21 protein-coding genes are annotated in these 21,421 nt (G+C 35.8%); 2 read left to right on the forward strand and 19 right to left on the reverse strand.

The window, feature by feature from the left end:
• The gene (locus ACXX8U_RS12805) at positions 1–441 is read left to right on the forward strand and encodes a c-type cytochrome (protein ID WP_458566174.1); all 441 of its coding nucleotides are present in this window, start codon (positions 1–3) and stop codon (positions 439–441) included.
• A 21-nt stretch (positions 442–462) separates the two neighbouring features.
• Here ACXX8U_RS12805 and ACXX8U_RS12810 read toward each other — a convergent pair whose 3' ends face one another.
• Positions 463–2,526 carry a TonB-dependent receptor family protein gene (locus tag ACXX8U_RS12810; RefSeq protein ID WP_458566175.1) on the reverse strand — a complete coding sequence of 688 codons (2,064 nt, stop codon included), beginning with the start codon at positions 2,524–2,526 and terminating at the stop codon, positions 463–465.
• 189 nt (positions 2,527–2,715) lie between these two features.
• On the opposite strand from ACXX8U_RS12810, the gene ACXX8U_RS12815 reads away from it, so the two are divergent.
• Positions 2,716–3,723, forward strand: coding sequence for a hypothetical protein (locus ACXX8U_RS12815; RefSeq protein WP_458566176.1), 1,008 nt, complete (start codon positions 2,716–2,718; stop codon positions 3,721–3,723).
• Between the two features lie 103 nt (positions 3,724–3,826).
• Here the strand turns inward: ACXX8U_RS12815 and ACXX8U_RS12820 are convergent, their stop codons facing one another.
• The 18 genes from ACXX8U_RS12820 to ACXX8U_RS12905 all read right to left on the reverse strand — a co-directional run bounded on the left by ACXX8U_RS12820 (position 3,827) and on the right by ACXX8U_RS12905 (position 21,364).
• Positions 3,827–5,044, reverse strand: a complete 1,218-nt coding sequence (locus ACXX8U_RS12820) for a murein hydrolase activator EnvC family protein (RefSeq protein WP_225899133.1) — start codon at positions 5,042–5,044, stop codon at positions 3,827–3,829.
• 59 nt (positions 5,045–5,103) lie between these two features.
• Positions 5,104–5,901, reverse strand: coding sequence for a lipoprotein insertase outer membrane protein LolB1 (gene lolB1 / locus ACXX8U_RS12825; protein ID WP_505307833.1), 798 nt, complete (start codon positions 5,899–5,901; stop codon positions 5,104–5,106).
• Positions 5,901–7,193 (reverse strand): tetratricopeptide repeat protein, encoded by a 1,293-nt coding sequence (locus tag ACXX8U_RS12830; RefSeq protein ID WP_458566178.1) that lies wholly within the window; start codon positions 7,191–7,193, stop codon positions 5,901–5,903. Before ACXX8U_RS12830 ends, lolB1 begins: the two co-directional genes overlap by 1 nt.
• Positions 7,194–7,348: 155 nt before the next feature.
• Positions 7,349–8,359 (reverse strand): sugar phosphate nucleotidyltransferase, encoded by a 1,011-nt coding sequence (locus tag ACXX8U_RS12835; RefSeq protein ID WP_458566179.1) that lies wholly within the window; start codon positions 8,357–8,359, stop codon positions 7,349–7,351.
• A 288-nt stretch (positions 8,360–8,647) separates the two neighbouring features.
• Complete coding sequence (gene dut / locus ACXX8U_RS12840; RefSeq protein ID WP_458566180.1) at positions 8,648–9,082, reverse strand: dUTP diphosphatase; 435 nt, start codon at positions 9,080–9,082, stop codon at positions 8,648–8,650.
• A gap of 219 nt (positions 9,083–9,301) precedes the next feature.
• Positions 9,302–10,768, reverse strand: coding sequence for a lipopolysaccharide biosynthesis protein (locus ACXX8U_RS12845; protein ID WP_458566181.1), 1,467 nt, complete (start codon positions 10,766–10,768; stop codon positions 9,302–9,304).
• A gap of 124 nt (positions 10,769–10,892) precedes the next feature.
• A complete protein-coding gene (locus ACXX8U_RS12850; RefSeq protein ID WP_458566182.1) occupies positions 10,893–11,336 on the reverse strand; it encodes a GNAT family N-acetyltransferase in 444 nt (147 codons plus the stop codon).
• A gap of 222 nt (positions 11,337–11,558) precedes the next feature.
• Positions 11,559–12,419 (reverse strand): ATP synthase F1 subunit gamma, encoded by an 861-nt coding sequence (atpG, locus tag ACXX8U_RS12855; RefSeq protein ID WP_458566183.1) that lies wholly within the window; start codon positions 12,417–12,419, stop codon positions 11,559–11,561.
• 87 nt (positions 12,420–12,506) lie between these two features.
• A complete protein-coding gene (atpA, locus tag ACXX8U_RS12860; protein ID WP_166132665.1) occupies positions 12,507–14,084 on the reverse strand; it encodes a F0F1 ATP synthase subunit alpha in 1,578 nt (525 codons plus the stop codon).
• Positions 14,085–14,121: 37 nt separating this feature from the next.
• Positions 14,122–14,655: an ATP synthase F1 subunit delta gene (atpH, locus tag ACXX8U_RS12865; RefSeq protein ID WP_458566184.1), complete on the reverse strand. Its 534-nt coding sequence runs from the start codon at positions 14,653–14,655 to the stop codon at positions 14,122–14,124.
• Positions 14,656–14,657: 2 nt separating this feature from the next.
• Positions 14,658–15,149 (reverse strand): F0F1 ATP synthase subunit B, encoded by a 492-nt coding sequence (locus ACXX8U_RS12870; protein ID WP_458566185.1) that lies wholly within the window; start codon positions 15,147–15,149, stop codon positions 14,658–14,660.
• Between the two features lie 77 nt (positions 15,150–15,226).
• Complete coding sequence (atpE, locus tag ACXX8U_RS12875) at positions 15,227–15,427, reverse strand: ATP synthase F0 subunit C (RefSeq protein ID WP_031453874.1); 201 nt, start codon at positions 15,425–15,427, stop codon at positions 15,227–15,229.
• A 41-nt stretch (positions 15,428–15,468) separates the two neighbouring features.
• Entirely contained in the window at positions 15,469–16,620 is a 1,152-nt protein-coding gene (gene atpB, locus ACXX8U_RS12880; RefSeq protein ID WP_458566186.1) for a F0F1 ATP synthase subunit A, read from the reverse strand.
• A gap of 130 nt (positions 16,621–16,750) precedes the next feature.
• Positions 16,751–17,134, reverse strand: coding sequence for a DUF6168 family protein (locus ACXX8U_RS12885; RefSeq protein ID WP_458566187.1), 384 nt, complete (start codon positions 17,132–17,134; stop codon positions 16,751–16,753).
• Positions 17,127–17,357, reverse strand: a complete 231-nt coding sequence (locus tag ACXX8U_RS12890; RefSeq protein WP_458566188.1) for an AtpZ/AtpI family protein — start codon at positions 17,355–17,357, stop codon at positions 17,127–17,129. The genes ACXX8U_RS12885 and ACXX8U_RS12890 overlap by 8 nt, the downstream gene beginning before the upstream one ends.
• Positions 17,335–17,730: a bactofilin family protein gene (locus ACXX8U_RS12895; protein ID WP_458566189.1), complete on the reverse strand. Its 396-nt coding sequence runs from the start codon at positions 17,728–17,730 to the stop codon at positions 17,335–17,337. The genes ACXX8U_RS12890 and ACXX8U_RS12895 overlap by 23 nt, the downstream gene beginning before the upstream one ends.
• A 2-nt stretch (positions 17,731–17,732) precedes the next feature.
• On the reverse strand, positions 17,733–20,357 hold the full coding sequence (gene porW, locus ACXX8U_RS12900) for a type IX secretion system periplasmic lipoprotein PorW/SprE (protein ID WP_458566190.1): 2,625 nt from the start codon (positions 20,355–20,357) through the stop codon (positions 17,733–17,735).
• Between the two features lie 311 nt (positions 20,358–20,668).
• Positions 20,669–21,364, reverse strand: coding sequence for an ABC transporter ATP-binding protein (locus tag ACXX8U_RS12905; protein WP_458566191.1), 696 nt, complete (start codon positions 21,362–21,364; stop codon positions 20,669–20,671).
• Between the last annotated feature and the right edge of the window lie 57 nt (positions 21,365–21,421).

Below are 21,421 nucleotides of genomic sequence, written 5' to 3' on the forward strand. Positions count from 1 at the left end.
ATGATCAACACAAAACTAATAATGGGATTGGGTATGGCATTGCTTGGAAGCATCGCTACAAAGAACTCTATTGAAACAGCTACATACAGCCGCATTGATAAAAATAACAACTTTGTAACTACTCAAAATCCAGGTAAAGAAATCTATGCCGATTTTTGCATACAATGTCACGGCGCCACTGGGAAGGGCGATGGCACTAACTTTCCGCCATTAGATGGTTCTAGCTGGTTAAAAAACAAACGAAAAGCAAGTATCGCAGCTGTAAAATACGGAAAAAAAGGCATGATGATAGTTAATGGTAAATGGTACAATGGTAACATGCCTGCCATGGGCCTCAGTGATCAAGAAGTAGCTGATGTAATGAACTACATTATGACTTCGTGGAGCAACAAACAAACCAAAGTTGTGACTGTAACAGAGGTTGCCGCTATTAAAAAATAAAGTTTTTTTTAGAGTTTAGATTTAAAAGTAATAGGCTACCGAAAAACCTCCGTAATAATTGATCGGATTTCCGGGATAAAAATAACGTGGCGCAGCAGTACCAAATCCTACTGCATTAGGTAAAATATTAGCCGCATATTTTTGATTTAAAGCGTTGTTTACTCCAGCATTTGCCTCTGTTTTTAAACAATTAAACAAGGTAAATAAATAAGTCAGTTTACTATCTAACAGCGCGTAACGATCACTGTATTTGGTGTTGCTGTCATTCATAGGGATTTTACCAACGGTTTGCAAAGCAGTGTTCCAACTTACTCCCATTTTAGTTTGCACATCAATTCCGAAATTAAACTGCGATTGCGGTGCGCCCGTAAGTTGATTTCCAGAATAATCAGCATCTCCATCTACAAATTCATTGAACTTAAAATTATTCAAAGTCCCCGAAGTATAGGTTTTAACTTGTACTTGTTGGGTATTTAAAACTAAATAACGCAACACAAACTCAAGACCTGAATGTGAGCTGCTACCCGCATTGATACCCACAAATTGATCTTCGGCAGTGCGACGTGCGACCAACAAATTTTTGATTTGAGTAGTGTACAAAGCAACTTCGGTATATAACTTTTGACCCAACCAATTTCCTTTAAAACCAACTTCATAATTCCAACCCAATTCTGGTTTCAAACTACTATTGATTTGACCTTGAGGAGTTAAGGTTTCTGAAACCGAAGGCACCGAAAAACCATTGCTAACTGCCGTATACAAATGTTTTCCTTTGCTTACTTGATACGACAATCCTACACGTGGCGACCACACAGCGCCAAAGGAGTACGGATCACCTTGATTTTCTTCATTTTCTAATGAGTATGAAGTTTCATTGAAAGCCAAACCCGTTTCTAATTGCAGTTTTGAATTTAGTTGCAACTCCATTTGAACAAAAAAAGTACTATAATTTCTATTTTGATTTACGGTACTGAAAGCTTCTCCTTGCACACTTCCCTGACCCGGCTGCGATTGATACAAATTGCGATACAAAGTATTATTGTATCGTTCTTTGAGTAATTCAGTTCCAAAACTCAATTCCATGGGTATTGAAAAAAGTTGGTTTTTGAAGTTCGCATGCGCTCGCAAACCCACTGTATTGGTGTTGTCCTCTAAAATATCAAAAGGTCGTGGTTCATAAGCCTCTTTGAAACTACCAAAAACACTCGTTTGCAACGACCATTTATTTGTGAATTGATGTTGGTGAGCAAGTCCTAAAAGTACTTTATCATATGATTCAAATCCTTTTGCGGAAGCCCAAGTAGGAGCGGCTTTTTCGGGATTGTTGTTAAAATCATTTTCGTTAATCGAACTTGGGATAAACGCTTTCAATCGTGTAAAGGTTCCTAAAAAAGACAATTTCCCTTTCGTTCCCAATTGCTGCTTGCCATGCAAGTTGAATGTTTTACGATTGTAGTCACTGTTGGCTCTAAATCCGTCTTGCTGCACATTGGCATAACTGCTGTACCAATTGCTTTTTGCATTCGCAAACCCGGCAGTATATTGCTGATGTAGCAAACCAAAACTGCCTAAAGTGGTAGCAGCTTTTGCAAAATTCTCTCCCGCAGGCGTCTCTTTTGAAAACAGTTGAATAACGCCTCCCAAACCAGATCCAAAACTCGTGGCATTGGGTCCTTTTGTGATTTCTATTTTTTCAATTGCGCTTAAATTTAAATCGTCAATTGTAGTTTCTCCTTCGCCGGTAGTTAACGGAATCCCGTCAAAATAAGCTTTGATTTTGGTAGTGCCAAATTGTGCGCGTGCACCAATACCACGTATCATAATTCGGTTGGTGTTCAACGCACCTTGCTGCATATTCACGCCCGGAATTGTATTTAAAACTGAAGTTAAAATCAAACCATCGCTTTTATTGATATCAACGGCAGTTAGTATTGCAACAGCTGCAGCGGTTTTTTGAACGCTTTTTTGTATCGGTGCGCCTTTCAAAACTACTTCTGGTAGAGAGATGGTGTCTTTTTTAGCTTGCGCAAAAGTTAAGCAGGCATATTGAACTAGAAGGAAACAAAGAATTATTTTTTTTAACAAGAGACTACTATTTAGCGGTTTAAATTGGTGCTTAAAGATACTCTTTTCTTCGGTTTGGAACCAAGTCAAAACACGATTTCATATTGTCAAAAACCGTAAATTATGTAACGGTTTCAAACTTTATTTCAACCAATAATGAATACCTTGCTGTCATAATCAGCAGCTTTTTGATGCAGTAATTCCTCAACAATGAAACCCGTTTTAAATCTACTTTTTGCCTTAGCATTTTCACTACTGTTTTTTTCTTGTCAAAATGAAAAGGCTGCAAAAAAACCAGCCACAGCTCCTATTACAAAAAAAATTCAAAGTCACAAACCACAACTTGACACAATAGATTACAACAAGCGCATGCTCGCTTTAAGCAACCAAGACACCACAGGAAGATGGCCTGCAGAAAGTCCGTATCCGTTAGTGGGTGCTGTTTTGCCATACCAACGCATCATTGCATTTTATGGTAATTTGTACTCGAAAAGAATGGGCGTTTTAGGCGAATATCCCAAAGAAGAAATGATCCAAAAACTACAATCAGAAGTAGCCAAATGGCAAGCCGCTGATTCAACAGTTCAAGCAATACCTGCGCTACATTATATTGCAGTTTCGGCGCAAAGCCAACCTGGAAAAGCAAATAGGTACAACATGCGCATGCCGTTTAAACAAATTGATACCTTGCTAGCTTGGGCAAAACCTATTAAAGCATTGGTGTTTTTAGACGTGCAAATTGGTCATAGTACTGTAAAAGAAGAAGTAACGCAACTAGAATCGTATTTGGCAAAACCCAATGTGCATTTAGGTATTGATCCTGAATTTTCGATGAAAAGAGGTCACGTGCCTGGCAAAAAAATTGGTACACTTGACGCCTCCGATATTAACGATGCAATTGAAATTTTGTCTCGAATTGTACGCGAGAAAAAGCTTCCGCCAAAAGTTTTAGTAGTACACCGTTTTACACAAGGAATGGTTACCAATTACCAAAACATTAAAAAAGTTCCTGAAGTACAAATCGTGATGCACATGGATGGTTTTGGAAGTCAAATTCTAAAAAAATCAACTTACTTACGTTACATTTTTAGAGAGCCTGTGCAGTTTACAGGTTTCAAATTATTTTACAAAAATGACAATTGGAATAACTGGAGCATGTACACGCCAAAACAATTGGTTCAGCTTACACCAAAGCCAATTTACATTCAGTACCAATAAATTGGAGTGAATTACTGATTGAAAAATCACCTTTAAAAACTAAAAAAGCACTATCATTTCTTGTGAAAAGATAGTGCTTTTTTATGTTAAGGCAAGTTATAAATTACCTTCCTGACAACCAACCCTCTGGATTAATCAAGGTTGAGTTTTGAGAAATCATAAACTTTAAAACTGTCTTTCCGGTGTCGCCATTGGTTCTTACTTTCCCAATGCTTTGTTTAATACTTACTTTATCGCCTTTACTTACTGATACCGAACTTAAGTTTTGATACACCGTAAAATAATCACCATGCAAAATGGTAACGGCCTTGTTTACTGGCGAAATTACCATTACACTTGTTACCTCACCTCCAAAAACTGCACGAGCACTAGCCCCTTTTTCGGTAGTGATTTCAACACCACTGTTGTGAATGGTAATCGTATTAAAGAGCGGGTGCGTTTGGTTTCCGTAGCCGAGAGAGATAAACCCTTTTTCAACCGGATAAGGCAAACGACCTCTGTTGGCTCTAAAATTATCTGCAATTAATTTAGCCTCTGGCGTTAATTCAATTTTTGATGATGATACTGCCGCTTTAGATACTGGCGCGCTAGGATTTGCTTTTGCTTTTTCTAGTGCTGCTTTTCTATTGGCTTCAGCAATGGCTTCTCTAATTAACCTATTGATTTGCCTGTCAATTGTTCTGTATTCTTGCTGGCGTTTTTTAATTTCTTGCGCAATCTTGTTTTTGTCCTTCTTGATAGAATTCACCAACTTAAGTTGCTCTTGCTTTTCTTTTTCGAGAGACAAACGTTCTTTTTCATTCTCGGCAATCAATTTTTGTTTGGCCGTTTTTTGAACGTCTAGCTTTTGATTGAAATCGGCTAATTTATCCGTTTTAGTTTTAATTTCTTCTCCTTGCATCTTTCTGTAGCTCGTGTATTGCTTCATGTATTGCGCACGTTTGTAAGCTTGCAAGAAATTTTCAGACGACAGTAAAAACATGGCTCTACTCTCACTAGACCTGCTTTTGTATGATTTCACAATCATTTTAGCATAGTCTTCTTTTAAAATTTTTAATTCTTTTTTCAGTTTATTAATCTGTACTTGATTAATATACATGTCGTTTTTAAGCAATTTGGTCTGCTTTTCGGTCGTATTAATTAATTTTTCCTTTAGCTTAATTTTATTGCTTTGAATCGCGATAACGTTCACGACCGTTTTTTCTTTTTTCTTAACGGATTGTAAAAGTTTTTCGTTTTCGCGAATTTCTTTTTGAATTTGCTCTTTGCGTTGTTCTAATTTTTCTTGTTGTGACTCTTGACTCCAAAGTAAGGAAGTCATACAAATACAAATTAGGCTTAGGATCAATTTTGGCATGTGAAAAAAATGTTTTGGCAAATTTACTTAATTAAAATTCTTTTGTAGCCATTTGGCACACTATAAGGAAAAGAAAGTTCTTCGTTAAAAGAAATTCCGTTGTACTCCAATTTTATATCCGTAGTTCCTTTTTTTTGTTGGGTTTGAATAGCAATTTGCGTAGGCAAGGTTCCTTGTGCATAATCTTGGTGTGCGCCATACTCTACTTTAATGTTACGTTCTTCAGTAGCTTGAGCCACTTCTTGTTTTTGAACTAAATAACGCAACGCATCTAAAAAGTAAGATTTTGAAGTGCTCCCACTATTTTGATCTACTAATTGATAACTTTGCTCTTCAAGTTTAACTTGATACTTGCCTTTGTTTAAATTATCAATAGCCTTACCCAATAATAAATTTTGCACTTTTTCGTAATCTAAATCAGTACCTAACCATTGGCTCAAACTACTAAAATCGCCTTCAAAATAAGTTCCATTTAATTTCTCGTAATAACTTACTGCTTTTGGCGTAATTAAGGCTTTAGCCATTGTGATGCCCAGAAAACGAACGCTTACCAAAATTTGTTCGTCTTTTTGTATTTTAATTTCAGCCGTTACGTTTTGTGTTAATTTATCATCTGCATAGCGTGCGCTCGACTTAATGTACAATGTAGAAAAATCGATTTTATTGTTGTAATGCTGCTCAATAATTTTTTTAGCAGACATTTCAGCGCTTGTAACTGCGGGAACTTCAGGAGCTTCAGGAGTTGTACCAACTGCCATTGATTTGGACTTGCATGCCAACAACGACACTGAAAGTATAAAGAGTAGGACACATTTTTTCATTATTTTTTTGCTTTAAGTAATTGATTGGCTTTGGCAAAATACAAGTCTTTTTTCTTGAAATCGCCCAAACCGTTGTAGGCTTCTCCTAATTGGATGTTGAAATTCACTTCTAAATCCAATTGTTCTACTACATAATCCATGCCCATTTCGAGATAGTCCTTTGCTTTCTTGAACTGTTTTAATTGATTGTTAGCCAAACCTGCATAATAATAAAAGGTAGCTTGTGTTGGAAAACTCTCTACCAAAGCAGTTGCTTTTTTATCTATTTGGTCAAATTGCTGCACCTCAGTAAGTGCTTGCAAGAGCAACAAATGCGTTGCGATATCACTGTCAGCATTGGTTTTCAGAGCCTTTTCGTAAAAGGGAATTGCTTTTTGGTACAGCTTTTTGTTTTGAAAAAACAAACCAACTTCTTTTGCAACATTGATGTTTGGATCATTATCAAAATAAGAAACTGCTTTTTCTAAATCAGCGCTGTACTGTGGATTTTTATTTACATAAATTAAAAATTCGTTCAGAATACGGTGTTTAATTTTGGAGTCTATTTTGTTACTTCCCAAAACAGTATTCATAGCACTAATGGCTTTTGCAGCGTCATTACTATCTAAATAATTTTTGAATAAACTCACCTGCGCCCACTCTGAAGTAGGTATGGCTTTCTCTAATTTCTGAACAACTTCAAAGGCTTTTTTCTCGTCGTTATTTTTAGAGTATAAAAAAATCAAATTCAAGTAATTCGATTCTTCCTTTGGGTTCTTTGCAATGAGTTGTTCGAGGTTTGCAATTTCCGAATTTTGATATTTCCCTACTGATAGAATTTGACTTTTATACAATTCTCTTCTATCGGTTTTTCCAACGGTCTGGTTGAGTTCTTGTATCAAAGTTAAAGCTTTGTCGTATTGATTGGTAGCCATATACAGCGAGGTCAAATCCTCTTTGTACTTCGAATCGATTGGAATTAATTGGTTTAAAACTGTGATTCCTTGCGCATAGTTTTTGGTTTCATAACTCACATCGTACATGCCAATGTAATTCCATTTATTCTTAGGATCGATGGTGCTGGCTTTTTCAAAAAAAGTAAAGGCTTCGGGATAATTTTTTAAGGCTAAATAATTTTTCCCTAATTCATAAAAAACGGTAGCGTTGTTAGGACTGATTTTATCGGCTTTTTCAAGAGCGACAATGGCTTTATCGTGATTTTCGATTCCTTTTTGCAGCAAAGATTCGTAGAATAGTTCTTGAAATTGATCCGTTTCCAATTTGATTTCATCAGGCTCAATTTGTGCGCACAAATTTGTTTGGAATCCAAAAAATCCAATTAGTAGCAGTACAAAAAAATTGTTTTTCCTATTCATAATTAAACGTAATACTAGTACAATTGACACAAAATCAAAACCTTTTTGAAGTAACAACTCACCGATTCACATCAGTGAGTTGTTGCCATATTTTACTCTAAAACAGAATAATCACCTATGCTAATGCTGGTAAAATTACCATCAAAACTAGCGTGATTACCAATCATAGCATTGTCTAAAACGGCATTTTTGATATGCGAATGCGTTTGTACTAAACTGTTTTTTACCGTACTGTTTACCACATGACAACCATCTCCAAGGGAAACATTTGGACCAACAGTAGCGTTAACCAACACTACGTTTTTACCAATATAGCAAGGCGGTATAATAGTTGCGTTTTCTAGTTTTACACTTTCATCAACTAAGGATTTACCATCATTATGTAAAAATCCTAACATTCTAGAATTGGTTTCTACAGTCACGTTTTTGTTACCGCAATCCATCCACTCCTCCACTTTGCCAGGGACAAATTTCATGCCTTTGGCCATCATTTGTTTGATTCCGTCATTGATTTGGTATTCGCCACCGTGAATGATGTTATTGTCAAGTACCAACTGCAATTCGTTTTTAAGTACTGCGATATCTTTGAAATAGTAAATCCCGATAACCGCTAAGTCTGAAACAAAAGTGGCTGGTTTTTCAACCAACTCGACGATTTCATTATTCGCGTTTAATTTTACCACACCAAAAGCTTCTGGTTGTTCAACTTGTTTTACCCAAATTACGCTATCTGCCTCTTTGTCTAAGTCAAAATCGGCACGAATTAAGGTATCGGCATAAGCAATTACCGCTGGTCCGCTCAAGGATTCTTTGGCACACATGATGGCGTGACCAGTTCCTAAGGCTTCGTTTTGGTAGTAAATGGTTCCTTTAGCACCTAGTTTTGCAGCTATAGCCAAAAGTTCTTCTTCCACTTTCTGACCAAAACTTTCATGAATGATAAAAGCTACTTCGTCAATTTGTTGATTTAAAACTCCTGCAATGTCTTCAACCAATCTATGTACGATAGGTTTACCCGCAACAGGAATTAATGGTTTAGGAATGGTTAATGTATGTGGGCGAAGGCGTGATCCACGACCAGCCATAGGAACGATTATTTTCATGCTTTATTTATTGAAAGATTAAATGACTGAAAAATTTAATGATTATCACAAATCTTTAAAATTTTTCAATCATTGAATTATTAAATTTCTTTTACTTTTTAAACGCAAAGTTCACGAAGGATTTCGCAAAGCTCGCAAAGTTTTTCTATTTTATTTAACCACAGATTTAAAAGATTAAACGGATTTTTGACACTTTATATTTGAAATTTCTCGTTTAATAATTTTCTAAAACTGTTAACTGTGACTGATTACTTTGACTTAACACTGCACACTGAATACTGCGACTGTTTACTTCACTCCCGTGCTACCAAAACCACCTTCACCTCTTGAAGTTTCAGATAGTTCCTGAACTACAGCCCACTCGGCGCGTTCGTGTTTTGCTATTACCAATTGCGCTATGCGTTCTCCGTTTTGAATGGTAAAATCTTCATTGGATAAATTTACTAAAATAACTCCAATTTCTCCACGATAATCCGCATCAACAGTTCCGGGTGCGTTTAGTACGGTTACGCCATTTTTTGCAGCTAATCCGCTGCGTGGTCTTACTTGTGCTTCGTACCCAATAGGTAGTTCTATAAAAAGACCTGTTTTTACGATGGTTCTTTCTAAAGGTTTTAATGTAATTGGGTCGGTTATATTGGCTCGTAAATCCATTCCTGCGGAGGCGATGGTTTCATAGCTAGGCAAGTCGTGTTGTGATTTGTTGATGATATTGATATTCATAATGTATTTGTTTGAGCTAGTTTTCAGGATCAGATAGTCTTATTTAGGAAGTGCGCTTTTTTAGCCGTGACCGAAGTGGAAAGCCTTTTTTTATAAAATTGTATTTTTTTCGAGGGTGAAAAGAGCGACTGCAAGAAGCTCCTTTTGAGCCGTAGAAAAAAACAATTTTAGGAAAAAGCTTGAAACGAAGGGCGCGATAAGCTCCTAGAAAATTTGATACTACTTCGCTTTACGTTTTAGTATTTGGGTTAATAATTCTTTTTCGTTGTGGTATATAAAATAAAGGAACACGAGCAATAACGGGATTCCTACGAAATAATTCTCACGGAATCCGTAAAATGAAATCGCTGAAAAACCAATTGAAATTATGAGATACATAAAAATTTTACGGCTGTCATACGGTATGGGATAGTATTTGTTTCCGAAATAATAAGAGATGGTCATCATGCTACCATAAGCGGCTATTGTGGCAATAGCTGAACCGTAATAACTCATGGTTGGGATTAACAGGTAATTGAGCGCTAGTGTGATGATGGCTCCTACGATAGATATGTAAGCACCTACATACGTTTTATCGATGAGTTTGTACCAAACGGAAAGGTTGGTGTAAATACCTAGAAAAAAATTAGCCAAAATAATTAATGGCACTACTTTCATGGCTTCCCAATAGGACTCGTCCTGAATCATAATTACCTTTAAAACATCGGCAAAAACGATAACGGAGAGTAATATGAACGACCCAAAAATGACAAAATATTTGGTTATTGTGGCATAGGTTTGTGGTGCATCTTTACTATCAGCATGGCTAAAAAAGAAAGGCTCAATTCCTAAAGTGTAGGCCGTACGGTACAAAACCATAAATAAACCAAGCTTATAACAAGCGGAATATACTCCTACCTCTGCATCGGCAATATTTGCTGGCAATAGTTCTGCCAACAAAATTTTATCAAACTGTTCGTTGATGGCAAATGCAATTCCGGCCACCATAATGGGCATTCCGTATTGCAGCATGCGTTTCCAAAGCTGGTAATCAAAATGCCATTTTAGTTTTAAATAACTTAGTGACAATACTAAAAATGTGAGCAAACTGGCTACAATGTTGGATACGAAAATATAACCTATTTGAAAATCAGTTATATACAACGAGCCTAAAAAACCATCAGGATTTGATTTTGCAATGGCGGGTAAATAACTCAAAAAGAATAAGTTAAGAACCATATTAACTACAACATTCCCTATTTTGATTAGGGCGTATTTTATAGGTTGCTGGTTGACTCTTAATTTTGAAAAAGGAACAATCACTAAGGCATCAAGCACTAAAATCCAAATGGTGTATGTAATATATTGCGCATCAAGACCAGACCAAATGGCCAATTTATTGCGGAAAAGTAAAGCTATAACCAAAAATACAATTGAGGTCCAAAAAAGTGAAACTGATGCTGTTTCAACAACCGATTTTTTGTCATTTTCTTTATTGTAAAACCTAAAGAATGCGGTTTCAAACCCATAGGCGAGAAGCACATTAAAGAAAATCATGTAGGCAAAAATGACAGAAACCTTACCATATTCGGCTTTAGGAAGTAAATCAGTGTATAATGGAACCAAAATAAAACTGAACATTCGCGGGACAACCGTAGCGAGTCCGTAAATGACTGTTTGTTTAAAAAGATTTTTATATAAACCCAAAATTATTTTCTTTTAAAGAGGTCAATAGGAACAAAAATAGGCAATTGTGTGGTTACTTTAACCATTGATGAAGCAGATATCCTACTTGATTTGTGAAAACTGTTTTCTATCAAAAGCAGCATTCTTAAGACAAACCGTCTTCGTTGATAATTTTTAAGAAATGAAAACCTTTGGGAGCATATCCTTGGTTGTAATAAAAACGATGTGCATTGAAGTTTCCTGTAAAAGCATCAAGTACAATCATAGTGCAACCAAGTTCTTTGGCTTTCGCATCTACATAATCGGTCATCCTTTTACCAATTCCTTTTTTACGGTGATCAGGGTGAACGATAAAATTATCAATTTCGAGGTACTTGCCTGACCAAAGCTTTGTTCCAGACCACAAACCAGAAAGTCCTACACAAACATCACCTTCAAAAACAGCAATTTGCTTGTAGTTGTGCGGAATCATATCCGTAAGATAGGCATCGTATTTTTCGTAAGTGAAGTTGGTATACAAATGTAGCATGACAGCGTATTGCGCCAACATTTGTTCTTTGGTAGTAAGTTCTATAAGGTGTAAATCCATGTTCGTTTTAAAAATGTAAAATTAGAGAAAAAATCAGAGGAATAGAAAAAGAAAAAACAAGGAAAACGAATATGTTTATGAACTTAATGAGGATATTTAACTTGTCGCAAACCAAAGTATAAAAAAAAGAGCCAACCGAAGTTGACTCTTTGTATTATAAAACAAAATATGTTAACTCTTTCAAAACTTCGCATTTTGAAGATTTGAAAAACTAAGTTTTTCTTATCCTTTCAAAGCCTCTGCTCCACCAACAATCTCTAAAATTTCGTTAGTAATTGCAGCTTGACGCGCTTTGTTATAAGTTAATTTCAATTGATTTCTCAATTCAGTTGCATTATCAGTTGCTTTGTGCATTGCTGTCATACGTGCTCCGTGCTCAGAGGCAAAAGAATCACGAATACCTTTATACAATTGTGTTTTCAAAGATTTTGGAATCAAAGTCAACACGATTTCTTCTTTTGATGGTTCAAAAATATAATCACCAGCAGTTTCAGCAGCATTGGCTTTTAAAGATGCCAACGGTAAAAATTGCTCTGTTTGAACAATTTGCGTAGCAGCATTTTTAAATTGGTTGTAAATCAACTCAATTTTGTCATACTCACCTCCAACGAATTTCTCCATTAAAGTATCCGCTATTTTAGCAACATTATCAAAAGTCAAATCATCAAAAACAGTACTTTGATTACCAACAACGTTTAAAGTTTTGCTCAAAACATCGTTTCCTTTTTTACCAATAGCAAAAACATCAACTTGTTTTCCTGTATAGTAATCGGCACGGTTTTTTGCTTCTTTGATGGCATTGGTGTTAAACGCACCTGCTAAACCTCTGTTAGAAGTAATAACCACCAACAACACTTTTTTTACTTCGCGTTGTGTAGTGTACTCACCACCGGCATCACCTTCTAAAGTAGCAGAAAGATTTTGCAATAATTCCGTTAATTTTTCGGCATAAGGGCGCATTGCTGTGATCGCATCTTGTGCTTTCTTTAGCTTTGCTGCAGAAACCATTTTCATAGCCGATGTAATTTGCATCGTCGATGAAACGGAAGTAATTCTATTACGGATTTCCTTTAAGTTTGCCATTGTTCTTTAAGTATTAAGATTTAAGTATTAAGTATTAAGACCAAGAACAAAACCTTGATACTTAATACCTAATACTTAATACTTTTTTTAGTTATATTTTGCTGATAATTCTTTAGCTACAGTTTCAATTACATCTGTAATTTCGTCTGTTAACTTTCCTGCTTTCAAAGCATCAAGTGTAGGTCTGTGCTTAGCGTTTAAGAATTCTAAGAAATCTTTCTCGAACTCTCTTACTTTGTTCACAGGAACATTTTTCAACAAGTTTTTAGAACCTGCGTAAATAATAGCTACTTGATCTTCTACAGTATAAGGGTCGTTCAAACCTTGTTTCAAGATTTCAACGTTTCTTTTTCCTTTTTCAATTACGTTTAAAGTAACAGCATCCAAATCAGAACCAAATTTAGCAAACGCTTCCAATTCACGGAATTGTGCTTGATCTAGTTTTAAAGTACCTGATACTTTTTTCATTGATTTAATTTGAGCGTTACCTCCAACACGTGATACCGAAATACCTACGTTGATCGCTGGACGAACCCCTGAGTTAAACAAATCACCATCTAAGAAAATCTGACCATCAGTAATCGAAATTACGTTAGTTGGGATGTATGCAGAAACGTCACCAGCTTGTGTTTCAATAATTGGTAAAGCAGTTAACGAACCACCACCTTTAACGATAGATTTCAATGAATCTGGTAAATCATTCATGTTTTTAGCAATTCCGTCATCAGCAATTACTTTACAAGCACGCTCTAATAAACGGCTGTGTAAGTAAAAAACGTCTCCAGGATAGGCCTCACGTCCCGGTGGTCTTCTCAATAAAAGAGAAACCTCACGGTAAGCAACCGCTTGTTTAGATAAATCATCATAAACAATTAAAGCAGGACGACCTGAATCTCTAAAATATTCACCAATTGCAGCACCTGCAAAAGGAGCATAAACTTGCATTGGAGCTGGATCAGAAGCATTAGCTGCAACAATCACAGTATACGCCATAGCACCTTTTTCTTCTAACATTTTAGCAATTCCTGCTACAGTAGAAGCTTTTTGTCCAATAGCTACGTAGATACAAAATACTGGTTTTCCAGCATCGTAAAATTCTTTTTGATTTAAGATAGTATCGATACAAACAGTTGATTTACCTGTTTGACGGTCACCAATAACTAGTTCACGTTGTCCACGACCTACTGGAATCATTGCATCAACTGCTTTGATACCTGTTTGTAATGGCTCAGTAACTGGCTGACGGAAGATAACTCCAGGAGCTTTTCTTTCTAATGGCATTTCGTATAGGTCTCCACCAATTGGTCCTTTTCCATCAATTGGAAAACCAAGTGTGTTTACTACACGTCCTACCATTTGTTCTCCTACCTTAAGAGAAGCAATACGTTGTGTTCTTTTTGCAGTAGAACCTTCTTTGATACCAGTAGATGGTCCTAAAAGTACCACACCTACGTTATCTTCTTCAAGGTTCAATACAATAGCCTCTAAACCATTGTCAAACTCCACTAACTCTCCATATTGAACATTAGAAAGCCCGTAGATACGAGCAATACCATCTCCAACTTGAAGTACGGTTCCTACTTCTTCTAGTGTAGCACCAGATTCAAAACCTTCTACTTGCTTTCTTAATATTGCTGAAATTTCAGCAGGTTTAATTTCCGCCATCTTACTTTATGATTTAAACACTTAAATGTGCAATAAACTAATTACTTAACTCTCTTTTTAATACTTGTAATCTGTTAGCAACAGAAGCATTGTACTGCTTGTCGCCTATTCTTAAAATAAATCCTCCAATAATTGCTGGATCTACTATATTTTGTATGCTTACCTTTTTATCAGATAACAACGCTATTTTAGCCAATACTTTTTCTTCTAATGCAGCATCCATTGGTACAGCAGTAGTTACTTGCGCTTGCTCCATTCCATTAGCAAAGTCAAATAATTTCCCGTACTCAACTGCGATAGATTCTAAGATTTCGAATCTCTTGTTTTCAAATAACAATTGAAACAAACCTTTAGTAACCGCATTGCTATCAGCAAAAACTTCTAATAAAGCATTTTGTTTTACTGTAACTTTGATAGTTGGGTTTTGAATAAAAGTACTCAATTCTAGGTTGCCATTGATACCTGTAGCAATACTATTCATATCACTATTCACTTCAGTAGCCACACCTTTAGCATTAGCTAGGTCTAAAATTGCTTTTGCATAACGACTTGCTGCTCTAGTACTTGCCATAATTAGTTCAATTTAACGTCACCCAACATGTTCTCAATCAATTTAGTTTGAGACTCTTTGTTAGATAGTTCTTCTCTTAATACTTTTTCAGCAATACTCAAAGACAAAGTAGATACTTGTGATTTCAATTCAGCCATAGCAGCATTTTTCTCAGCAGCAATAGCCGTTTTAGCTTGCTCGATCATACGTGCTCCTTCTGCTTGCGCATCCGCTTTTGAATCAGCGATCATTTTTTCTCTCATATCACGAGCTTCTTTCAACAAAGCATCACGCTCTGAACGTGCTTCTTGTAAAATACGCTCATTTTCTGCAGTTAAATTTTGCATTTCTAAACGTGCTGTTTCGGCTGCAGCCAAAGCAGAGTTGATAGAATCTTCTCTTCCTTTTACAGCGCTTAAAATTGGTTTCCAAGCAAATTTACCAAGCAAGATAAAGAAAACTATAAAGATGATAGAGGTCCAAAATATTAAACTCTCTGGTGCTGTTAAATTCATATTTTTATATTTAAAAAGTTTGTTTTAGAAATAAAAACTTCTTGATACCAACCGTATCAAGAAGTTTTAAGCTTTAATTATTTTGCGATTAACGCAACAACTACTGCGAAAAGTGCAACACCTTCAATAAGTGCAGCAGCAATAATCATAGCAGTCTGGATTTTTCCAGCAGCCTCAGGTTGACGAGCAATAGCGTCCATTGCAGAACCACCAATTTTTCCAATACCTAGACCTGCACCAATAACAGCTAATCCAGCTCCGATTCCAGCTAATACCATAATACTAAATTTAATATAGTTAATAATTAATAAAACACAAATTAATGGTGGTCGTGCTCTTCAACAGCCTGACCAATAAACAATGCAGTTAACAACGTAAACACATAAGCTTGCAACGCTGCAACCAACATTTCAAGTACACTCATGAACAATACGAAAGCTCCAGAAATTGGCGCAACCGCTACTGTTTTGAATATAAAAATCAATGAGACTAAACTCAAGATGATAATATGCCCTGCAGTGATGTTAGCAAATAAACGAATCATCAATGCGAAAGGTTTTGTCAACATACCAATAATTTCTACTGGTATCATAATAGGATATAATGCTTTTGGAACTGGTGGCAACAAAATGTGTTTCCAGTAATCTTTGCTTCCGCTGAAAGTAGTTACGATAAAAGTAAACAAAGCCAATACAAATGTAAAGAAGATGTTACCCGTAAGGTTAGCACTAAATGGGAAAAACGGAATTAAACCAATAAGGTTGTTGATCCAGATAAAGAAAAATATGGTTAACAAATACGGCATGTATTTGGCATATTTTTTAGTTCCAATATTAGGAATTGCAATTTCGTCTCTTACAAAAATAACCAACGGCTCTAAAAAGCCAGCGATCCCTTTTGGTGCTTTTGGGTTTTTCTTGTACGATCTTGCTACAGCAAAAAATAAGAAGAATAAAACCAAAGCCGACATTAACATAGAGAAGACATTCTTAGTTATTGAGAAATCAAGAGGTCTTGCATCAAATTCAAATGCACCATTCTTTTTTTGATCTTCAGTTAATGTTTCAAATTTATCTGCGTAAAAAATAACTTCATTAAAACGAACCAATTTTTGACCGTTTACATCTACAACATGATGTCCTTCGTTATCGTGGTGAAATTGCTCTGCTGAGAAAATTTCTAAACCAGAGTTTGTCCATAAAATAACAGGTAGGTAAAACGAAATCGGGTGACCCGCCCAATCAGCAATATGGAATTCATGCGAATCACCAATGTGCTCATTGATCAATTCCGTAGCATTGAATTCTTTTTCAGCAGAATGACCCGCTTCAGCATGCGCATCAGCAACAGTTGCCACGCTTTCGGTATGATTTTGAAGACTATCCGCGGCTGGGTTTGCGAAATTTACCAACGGCATACACGCTACAAAAGTAACTAACAGGAATTGAAGTGATTTTTTTGAAATTACCATTATTAATTGTGTATCTGATTTTACGTTTTTAAAATTTTTTGCAAAGGTACATATTTAATTCAAAATTGAAAATTATAATGATGTTTTTAAAAAATCAATTTTGAGCGCTATTGCATTATTTGCAGTCAACCTATCTTTTATTTATCAATCGAACTGCAAAAACGGTTTCAAAAAGTAAAAATAGGAAATATGGAATGAAAAAAGCGCCGATATTAAGATTAGTTGCTACGTTTTCGGCTTTAATTAATGGCCACAAAAAAACCACTGCTGCCATCATCTTTATAAATGTCGTTCCTAAAAATGCAAAGCCAGTAAAATCAGGAAAATTTTGATTTACAAAAAGCAACAATATATATATGAGTAAAGTGGTAATTAGTAAAAAACCATAAACGCTCTGTGTGCTATAAAACAGGTCTTTTTGATAACCAAAAGTTTGTACTGTATAATATTGTACGACAAAAAGTAATAAGGTAAAAGGAATTAGAGCTTTTAGAAAAGGTAAAATTTTAATCATTTTTAGAATTGTTTAAATTTTTTACTTGCCGTATCACATTATACAAGGCAATAAAAACAGAAATTAATGAAAGTACAATAGTATAAACAGAAGAATCAGCTTGACTGTAGTTATCATCTAGCCAAATACCAAGATAGGTAAAGCCAAAAATAATGGTACCCATTTGAAAAGGTATCGCTAGAAATACCAACCATTTGGCATTATTTTCTGCTTTCTTTTTCATGTACCTCTGGGTTTTTAGAATGAATTTGCATTGAACAAGCCGCAGAGAAAGTTGCACCTGGCTCTACTGCTAATTTTCCAACAGTTACTTGTCCTTGAATACTAGCCTTTGCCTTTACACTTAAAAGTTCCTGAACTTTGATGTTGCCTTCAAATTTCCCCTCAATATCTGCGTTTTTACAGATAATATCTCCCGTAACACTTCCGGCGGGGCCAATTACAATTTTACCAGCAGTTTGAAAATTACCCACCAAGTGACCGTCTAATCTAAAATCAGCTTGCGAAATAATATCTCCTTTAATAGTGGTTCCTTCAACAATCCTATTGGTTTTACCCAAAAGATCGGTGTATGATTTTTGTTTTTTATCGAACATAATTATTTTTTTTCGAGGGCTAAGTAACTCTCTAAATTTTTCTTGATTTGCACAATCCTATAATTCTCTGATGCAATAATTATAGCAGGTGTTATAAGATTGTATTTTTTATTTTCTGCTAAAACTGTTAAGATATCTGCAGCGTAATTTTGTGTAGGTATGCCATGAATTGTGATAAACGCATTTTTATCAGTATATAAGTCATAAGAAAGGTATAACTTTTGCAAATTCTCACCCTCAAAAAATGCTTTTAAACTAGCTTCCAAAGCTTTTGTCTTTTCATCGTCACGAGCGCCTACTTGGTATAAAATTTTGTAATTACTAACTACTGCTGTTTTGAAGTTCAATTGTTCTAATACTGGAATTTGTTCTTTTAAAATCAAGGCTGCGCTTTTACCCTCTTCGCTATTAGGATAATTGTCTACTACATCTTGCATGGCTTTTTTGTAGGCTGCAAGTCCTTTAACTTTACCTAGTGTATTGGCCTTTAGCAATTCGAATTTTGAAACAATTTCGTCACCAGAAAACTGTACAATCAAATTATCAATGTTAGATAAAATCGTATTGAAGTCTTCCTTTTCGAATAATTTATACCATTTGTTGTACTCCGTTTCGGGAGAATCAGCTATTGCTGTTGTACTTTGCGCATTTTGGTTGATAATTTGCGCATAACGAGAATTAGGAAACTCCTGTGAAATTCGAGTTTTCATAGCTTCGGCCTTGGTAGCATTTGTTGTTTGATACAATTTAAACAAATTATACAGCGTTGGTAACACTAGCTTTTCCTCTGGATTGTTCAAAAGTAACTGCTCTAGCTTTCTTATTGCTAGTTCGTTTTCTTTGAATTTTTCTTTGTAAACAATACCTAAATTATAATAAGCGCTGTTGCGCTCTTTGGCAATACTATCTAATTTTTTTGTATCAGTGGGTAATTTTTTGGTATAAAAAAGCGTACTGTATTCTGGTTTTTCAATAGCAGCAACGGTAGCGGTTGTATCTGTTGCTGTAGTTGCTTCATCAGCGGCAACAGTGTTACCTACTTTGGTTCCTGAAAAGCGCCAATTGCCATTACGAGATCTATCGCCCCATAATTTTTTAAATTCGACTTTACCAAATGCTACAGTGGTTGCGTTGTAAAAATAAAAAGAACTGCTACCAGGCTGTGGAGCACCAATAGGATTCATAGACGGAGGCGCCATACCTGGAACCGGAGCTGCATTCAAGGTATCAAAACCACCACTAGGATCAGCAGAGCTAATAGATGCATTTCGTTCTCGGTTTTCTTGAAGTTCTTTATTTTTAGCCTCAAGCAATTTTTTTTGTTCGTCTTTCTCTTTGAGTTGTGCAATGTAGTTTTCATAAAAAGAGTTTTGCTGCTCTGGACTCATAGCGACAATTTTTAGAATACTGTCGTTGCGTTGGGCAATGTTTTCGTAGGCAATTACTTCATCTAGATTTTTTCTGATTTTTTCAATTTTAGCAAACTCTCTTGTGTTATTTTTTAGCTTGACCAATGTACTATCGTAGTACTTTGCAGCTGAGGCGTAGGACGCATTCTTGAAATACATATCACCCAAATTGCGGTAGTTGGACGCCACTAAATACGAATCTTTTGAATTGGTTTTGAGTGAAGAATTATACAAAGCAATAGCCGCTTTTTGATTGTTTTGCTTGTCTTGAAAAACTGCCATTTGATGCAAAATCAAATCTTTAAAAGGTCTGTTCTCTCTATCTTTAAGTAATTTATTGAATGTTTTTACAAACAGAGCTGTGTCTCCGTTTTGATAATCAAATAGTTCGGCTTTTTTAGCATGTGCTTGCAAAACAAAACTGCGCTCAGCCTTTCGATTCATTGCAATGATTTCTTGAAAGGTTGTTACTGCACTGTCTTTGTAGCCGGCTTTTTGGTATAATTGTCCTAAAATAAAACGATATCTGGCTTTTTCTTGATTTACTTTGGTGAAATTAATGGCTTGCTTTAATTTGGCAACTGCGCTGTCTTTTTCTTCTAAATTCAAAAAAGAGGCCGCTAAAAGTGCATTGGCATCAGCGTACACCTGCTTTTGTACTTTACGATCATCCAGTAATTTACTAATGTTTTTGATTACTTGTGCATCGTTACCCAAACGCATGTTGGTTTTTTCGCGCCAAATTTTTGCTTCGTAAATTTTGCTGCTGTTGGGATATTTGTATAAAATGTAATTGAATGCATCAAGAGCAGGTACAAAACGTTGATCATAGTACCTTGCTTTTCCTAGCATCAAATAAGCTTCATCTATTTGGAAATTTTTTTCTTTGCCACCAATATTCATGGAGTGTTTTTGAATGGCTTTAGTTGCTTTGGTTTCGGCTAATTCAAAGTCTGGATTTTTGGCTTTTTCTGGTGTAAATTCATCCGAGACTTGCATTTTTTCGATGGGTAAAATATCCCAAAAATTATCGTCGCTACCCATTTGAAGGGACTTAATACCTTTGTCTAGACCTACTTGGCCGTTGTACAGAATGTTGTATTTTGTGCTCAAGGCATGCGAGTTTCTGGCTAAAAAAGTGTTTTTTTTGGTCGAACACGCTACCACGACAGCAAGGAAAAGGAGTGTAAGTAAGGATTTGTATGTATTGATTTTCAATGGAAAACGTTTTTATCAATTAACTATGAAATATACTTTTTAGTATATGCATTGGTAAAAATACATTTCTTTTTGATATCGTGAAAATTATGACCTTTTATTTGAGGTGCAATGGTTGTGCGTAAGGGATTGCAGCGGCATCCTTTATTTTTCGATTTTTGGATCGAAAATAAAGATAGAGCGGAAAGCCCGACCCGAAGTTTTTACGGAGGGTTACGCCACAAAAAAAGCTAATTGTTTCAATATTCACACTGAAATAGCGTGAGTACTGGAACAATTAGCAATTTACATTAGGGGTTTTTTTACTGAAATTAAACGGCAAAAAATGCTTCTAATTCTTTTAAGGTTTCTTCTGAGGTTTGAATGTCTTTAACCACTTGGCCTTTTTGCATGGCTACAATACGGTCACTTACCTCAACGGTGTGCTGCAAGTCGTGGCTTGAAACGAGTACGGTCACGGCCGGATCATCGGCTAGATCTTTGATAATTTTTTTAAGACGGAATTGTGTGGTTGGGTCGAGATTAGCAAAAGGCTCATCGAGAATAACCACGGAAGGATTACCGATTAAAGTAGCAATGATACCTACTTTTTTCTGGTTTCCTTTGGATAAATCGCGCAGGTATTTTTTGTTTTTTAGGATTTCGCCATTAAAAAATTCTTCGTGTTTGGCTAGTAACGCATCAACATCAGCTTTGTTTTGACCGCGTAAATCGCCAATGAAATAAAAATATTCTTCGGGAGTTAGGTAGCTTATCAAGAAACTTTCGTCAAGAAAAGAAGCGGTGAAAGGTTTCCAAGCCTCGCTTTTGCTTACATCAATTCCGTGGTTTACTATGTTTCCTGTTGACGCTTGGATTAAGTCTAGCAAAAGACTGAAAAAAGTGGTTTTTCCGGCGCCGTTGTTACCAACTAAGCCAAAGCTTTCGCCTTGTTTGATTTCTAATGCTTCGATATTTAATACGGTTGTTCCGTTGTATGTTTTGGTAAGGTTGTTTACTTGTATCATTGTTTTTAGTTTAATAGGTTGGTTTGTTGTTGTCTCTTTTTTTAAACCATTAAGAAA

The organism is Flavobacterium sp. GNP001 (genome assembly GCF_054343775.1).

What these genes read in the sequence shown, in the direction of transcription:
- ACXX8U_RS12805 (WP_458566174.1), top strand. Translation starts at nt 1, where the DNA reads ATGATCAACACAAAACTAATAATGGGATTGGGTATGGCATTGCTTGGA.
- ACXX8U_RS12815 (WP_458566176.1), top strand. Translation starts at nt 2,716, where the DNA reads ATGAAACCCGTTTTAAATCTACTTTTTGCCTTAGCATTTTCACTACTG.
- ACXX8U_RS12820 (WP_225899133.1), bottom strand. Translation starts at nt 5,044, where the DNA reads ATGACTTCCTTACTTTGGAGTCAAGAGTCACAACAAGAAAAATTAGAA.
- lolB1 (WP_505307833.1), bottom strand. Translation starts at nt 5,901, where the DNA reads ATGAAAAAATGTGTCCTACTCTTTATACTTTCAGTGTCGTTGTTGGCA.
- ACXX8U_RS12835 (WP_458566179.1), bottom strand. Translation starts at nt 8,359, where the DNA reads ATGAAAATAATCGTTCCTATGGCTGGTCGTGGATCACGCCTTCGCCCA.
- dut (WP_458566180.1), bottom strand. Translation starts at nt 9,082, where the DNA reads ATGAATATCAATATCATCAACAAATCACAACACGACTTGCCTAGCTAT.
- ACXX8U_RS12850 (WP_458566182.1), bottom strand. Translation starts at nt 11,336, where the DNA reads ATGGATTTACACCTTATAGAACTTACTACCAAAGAACAAATGTTGGCG.
- atpG (WP_458566183.1), bottom strand. Translation starts at nt 12,419, where the DNA reads ATGGCAAACTTAAAGGAAATCCGTAATAGAATTACTTCCGTTTCATCG.
- atpA (WP_166132665.1), bottom strand. Translation starts at nt 14,084, where the DNA reads ATGGCGGAAATTAAACCTGCTGAAATTTCAGCAATATTAAGAAAGCAA.
- atpH (WP_458566184.1), bottom strand. Translation starts at nt 14,655, where the DNA reads ATGGCAAGTACTAGAGCAGCAAGTCGTTATGCAAAAGCAATTTTAGAC.
- ACXX8U_RS12870 (WP_458566185.1), bottom strand. Translation starts at nt 15,149, where the DNA reads ATGAATTTAACAGCACCAGAGAGTTTAATATTTTGGACCTCTATCATC.
- atpE (WP_031453874.1), bottom strand. Translation starts at nt 15,427, where the DNA reads ATGGTATTAGCTGGAATCGGAGCTGGATTAGCTGTTATTGGTGCAGGT.
- atpB (WP_458566186.1), bottom strand. Translation starts at nt 16,620, where the DNA reads ATGGTAATTTCAAAAAAATCACTTCAATTCCTGTTAGTTACTTTTGTA.
- ACXX8U_RS12885 (WP_458566187.1), bottom strand. Translation starts at nt 17,134, where the DNA reads ATGATTAAAATTTTACCTTTTCTAAAAGCTCTAATTCCTTTTACCTTA.
- ACXX8U_RS12890 (WP_458566188.1), bottom strand. Translation starts at nt 17,357, where the DNA reads ATGAAAAAGAAAGCAGAAAATAATGCCAAATGGTTGGTATTTCTAGCG.
- ACXX8U_RS12895 (WP_458566189.1), bottom strand. Translation starts at nt 17,730, where the DNA reads ATGTTCGATAAAAAACAAAAATCATACACCGATCTTTTGGGTAAAACC.
- ACXX8U_RS12905 (WP_458566191.1), bottom strand. Translation starts at nt 21,364, where the DNA reads ATGATACAAGTAAACAACCTTACCAAAACATACAACGGAACAACCGTA.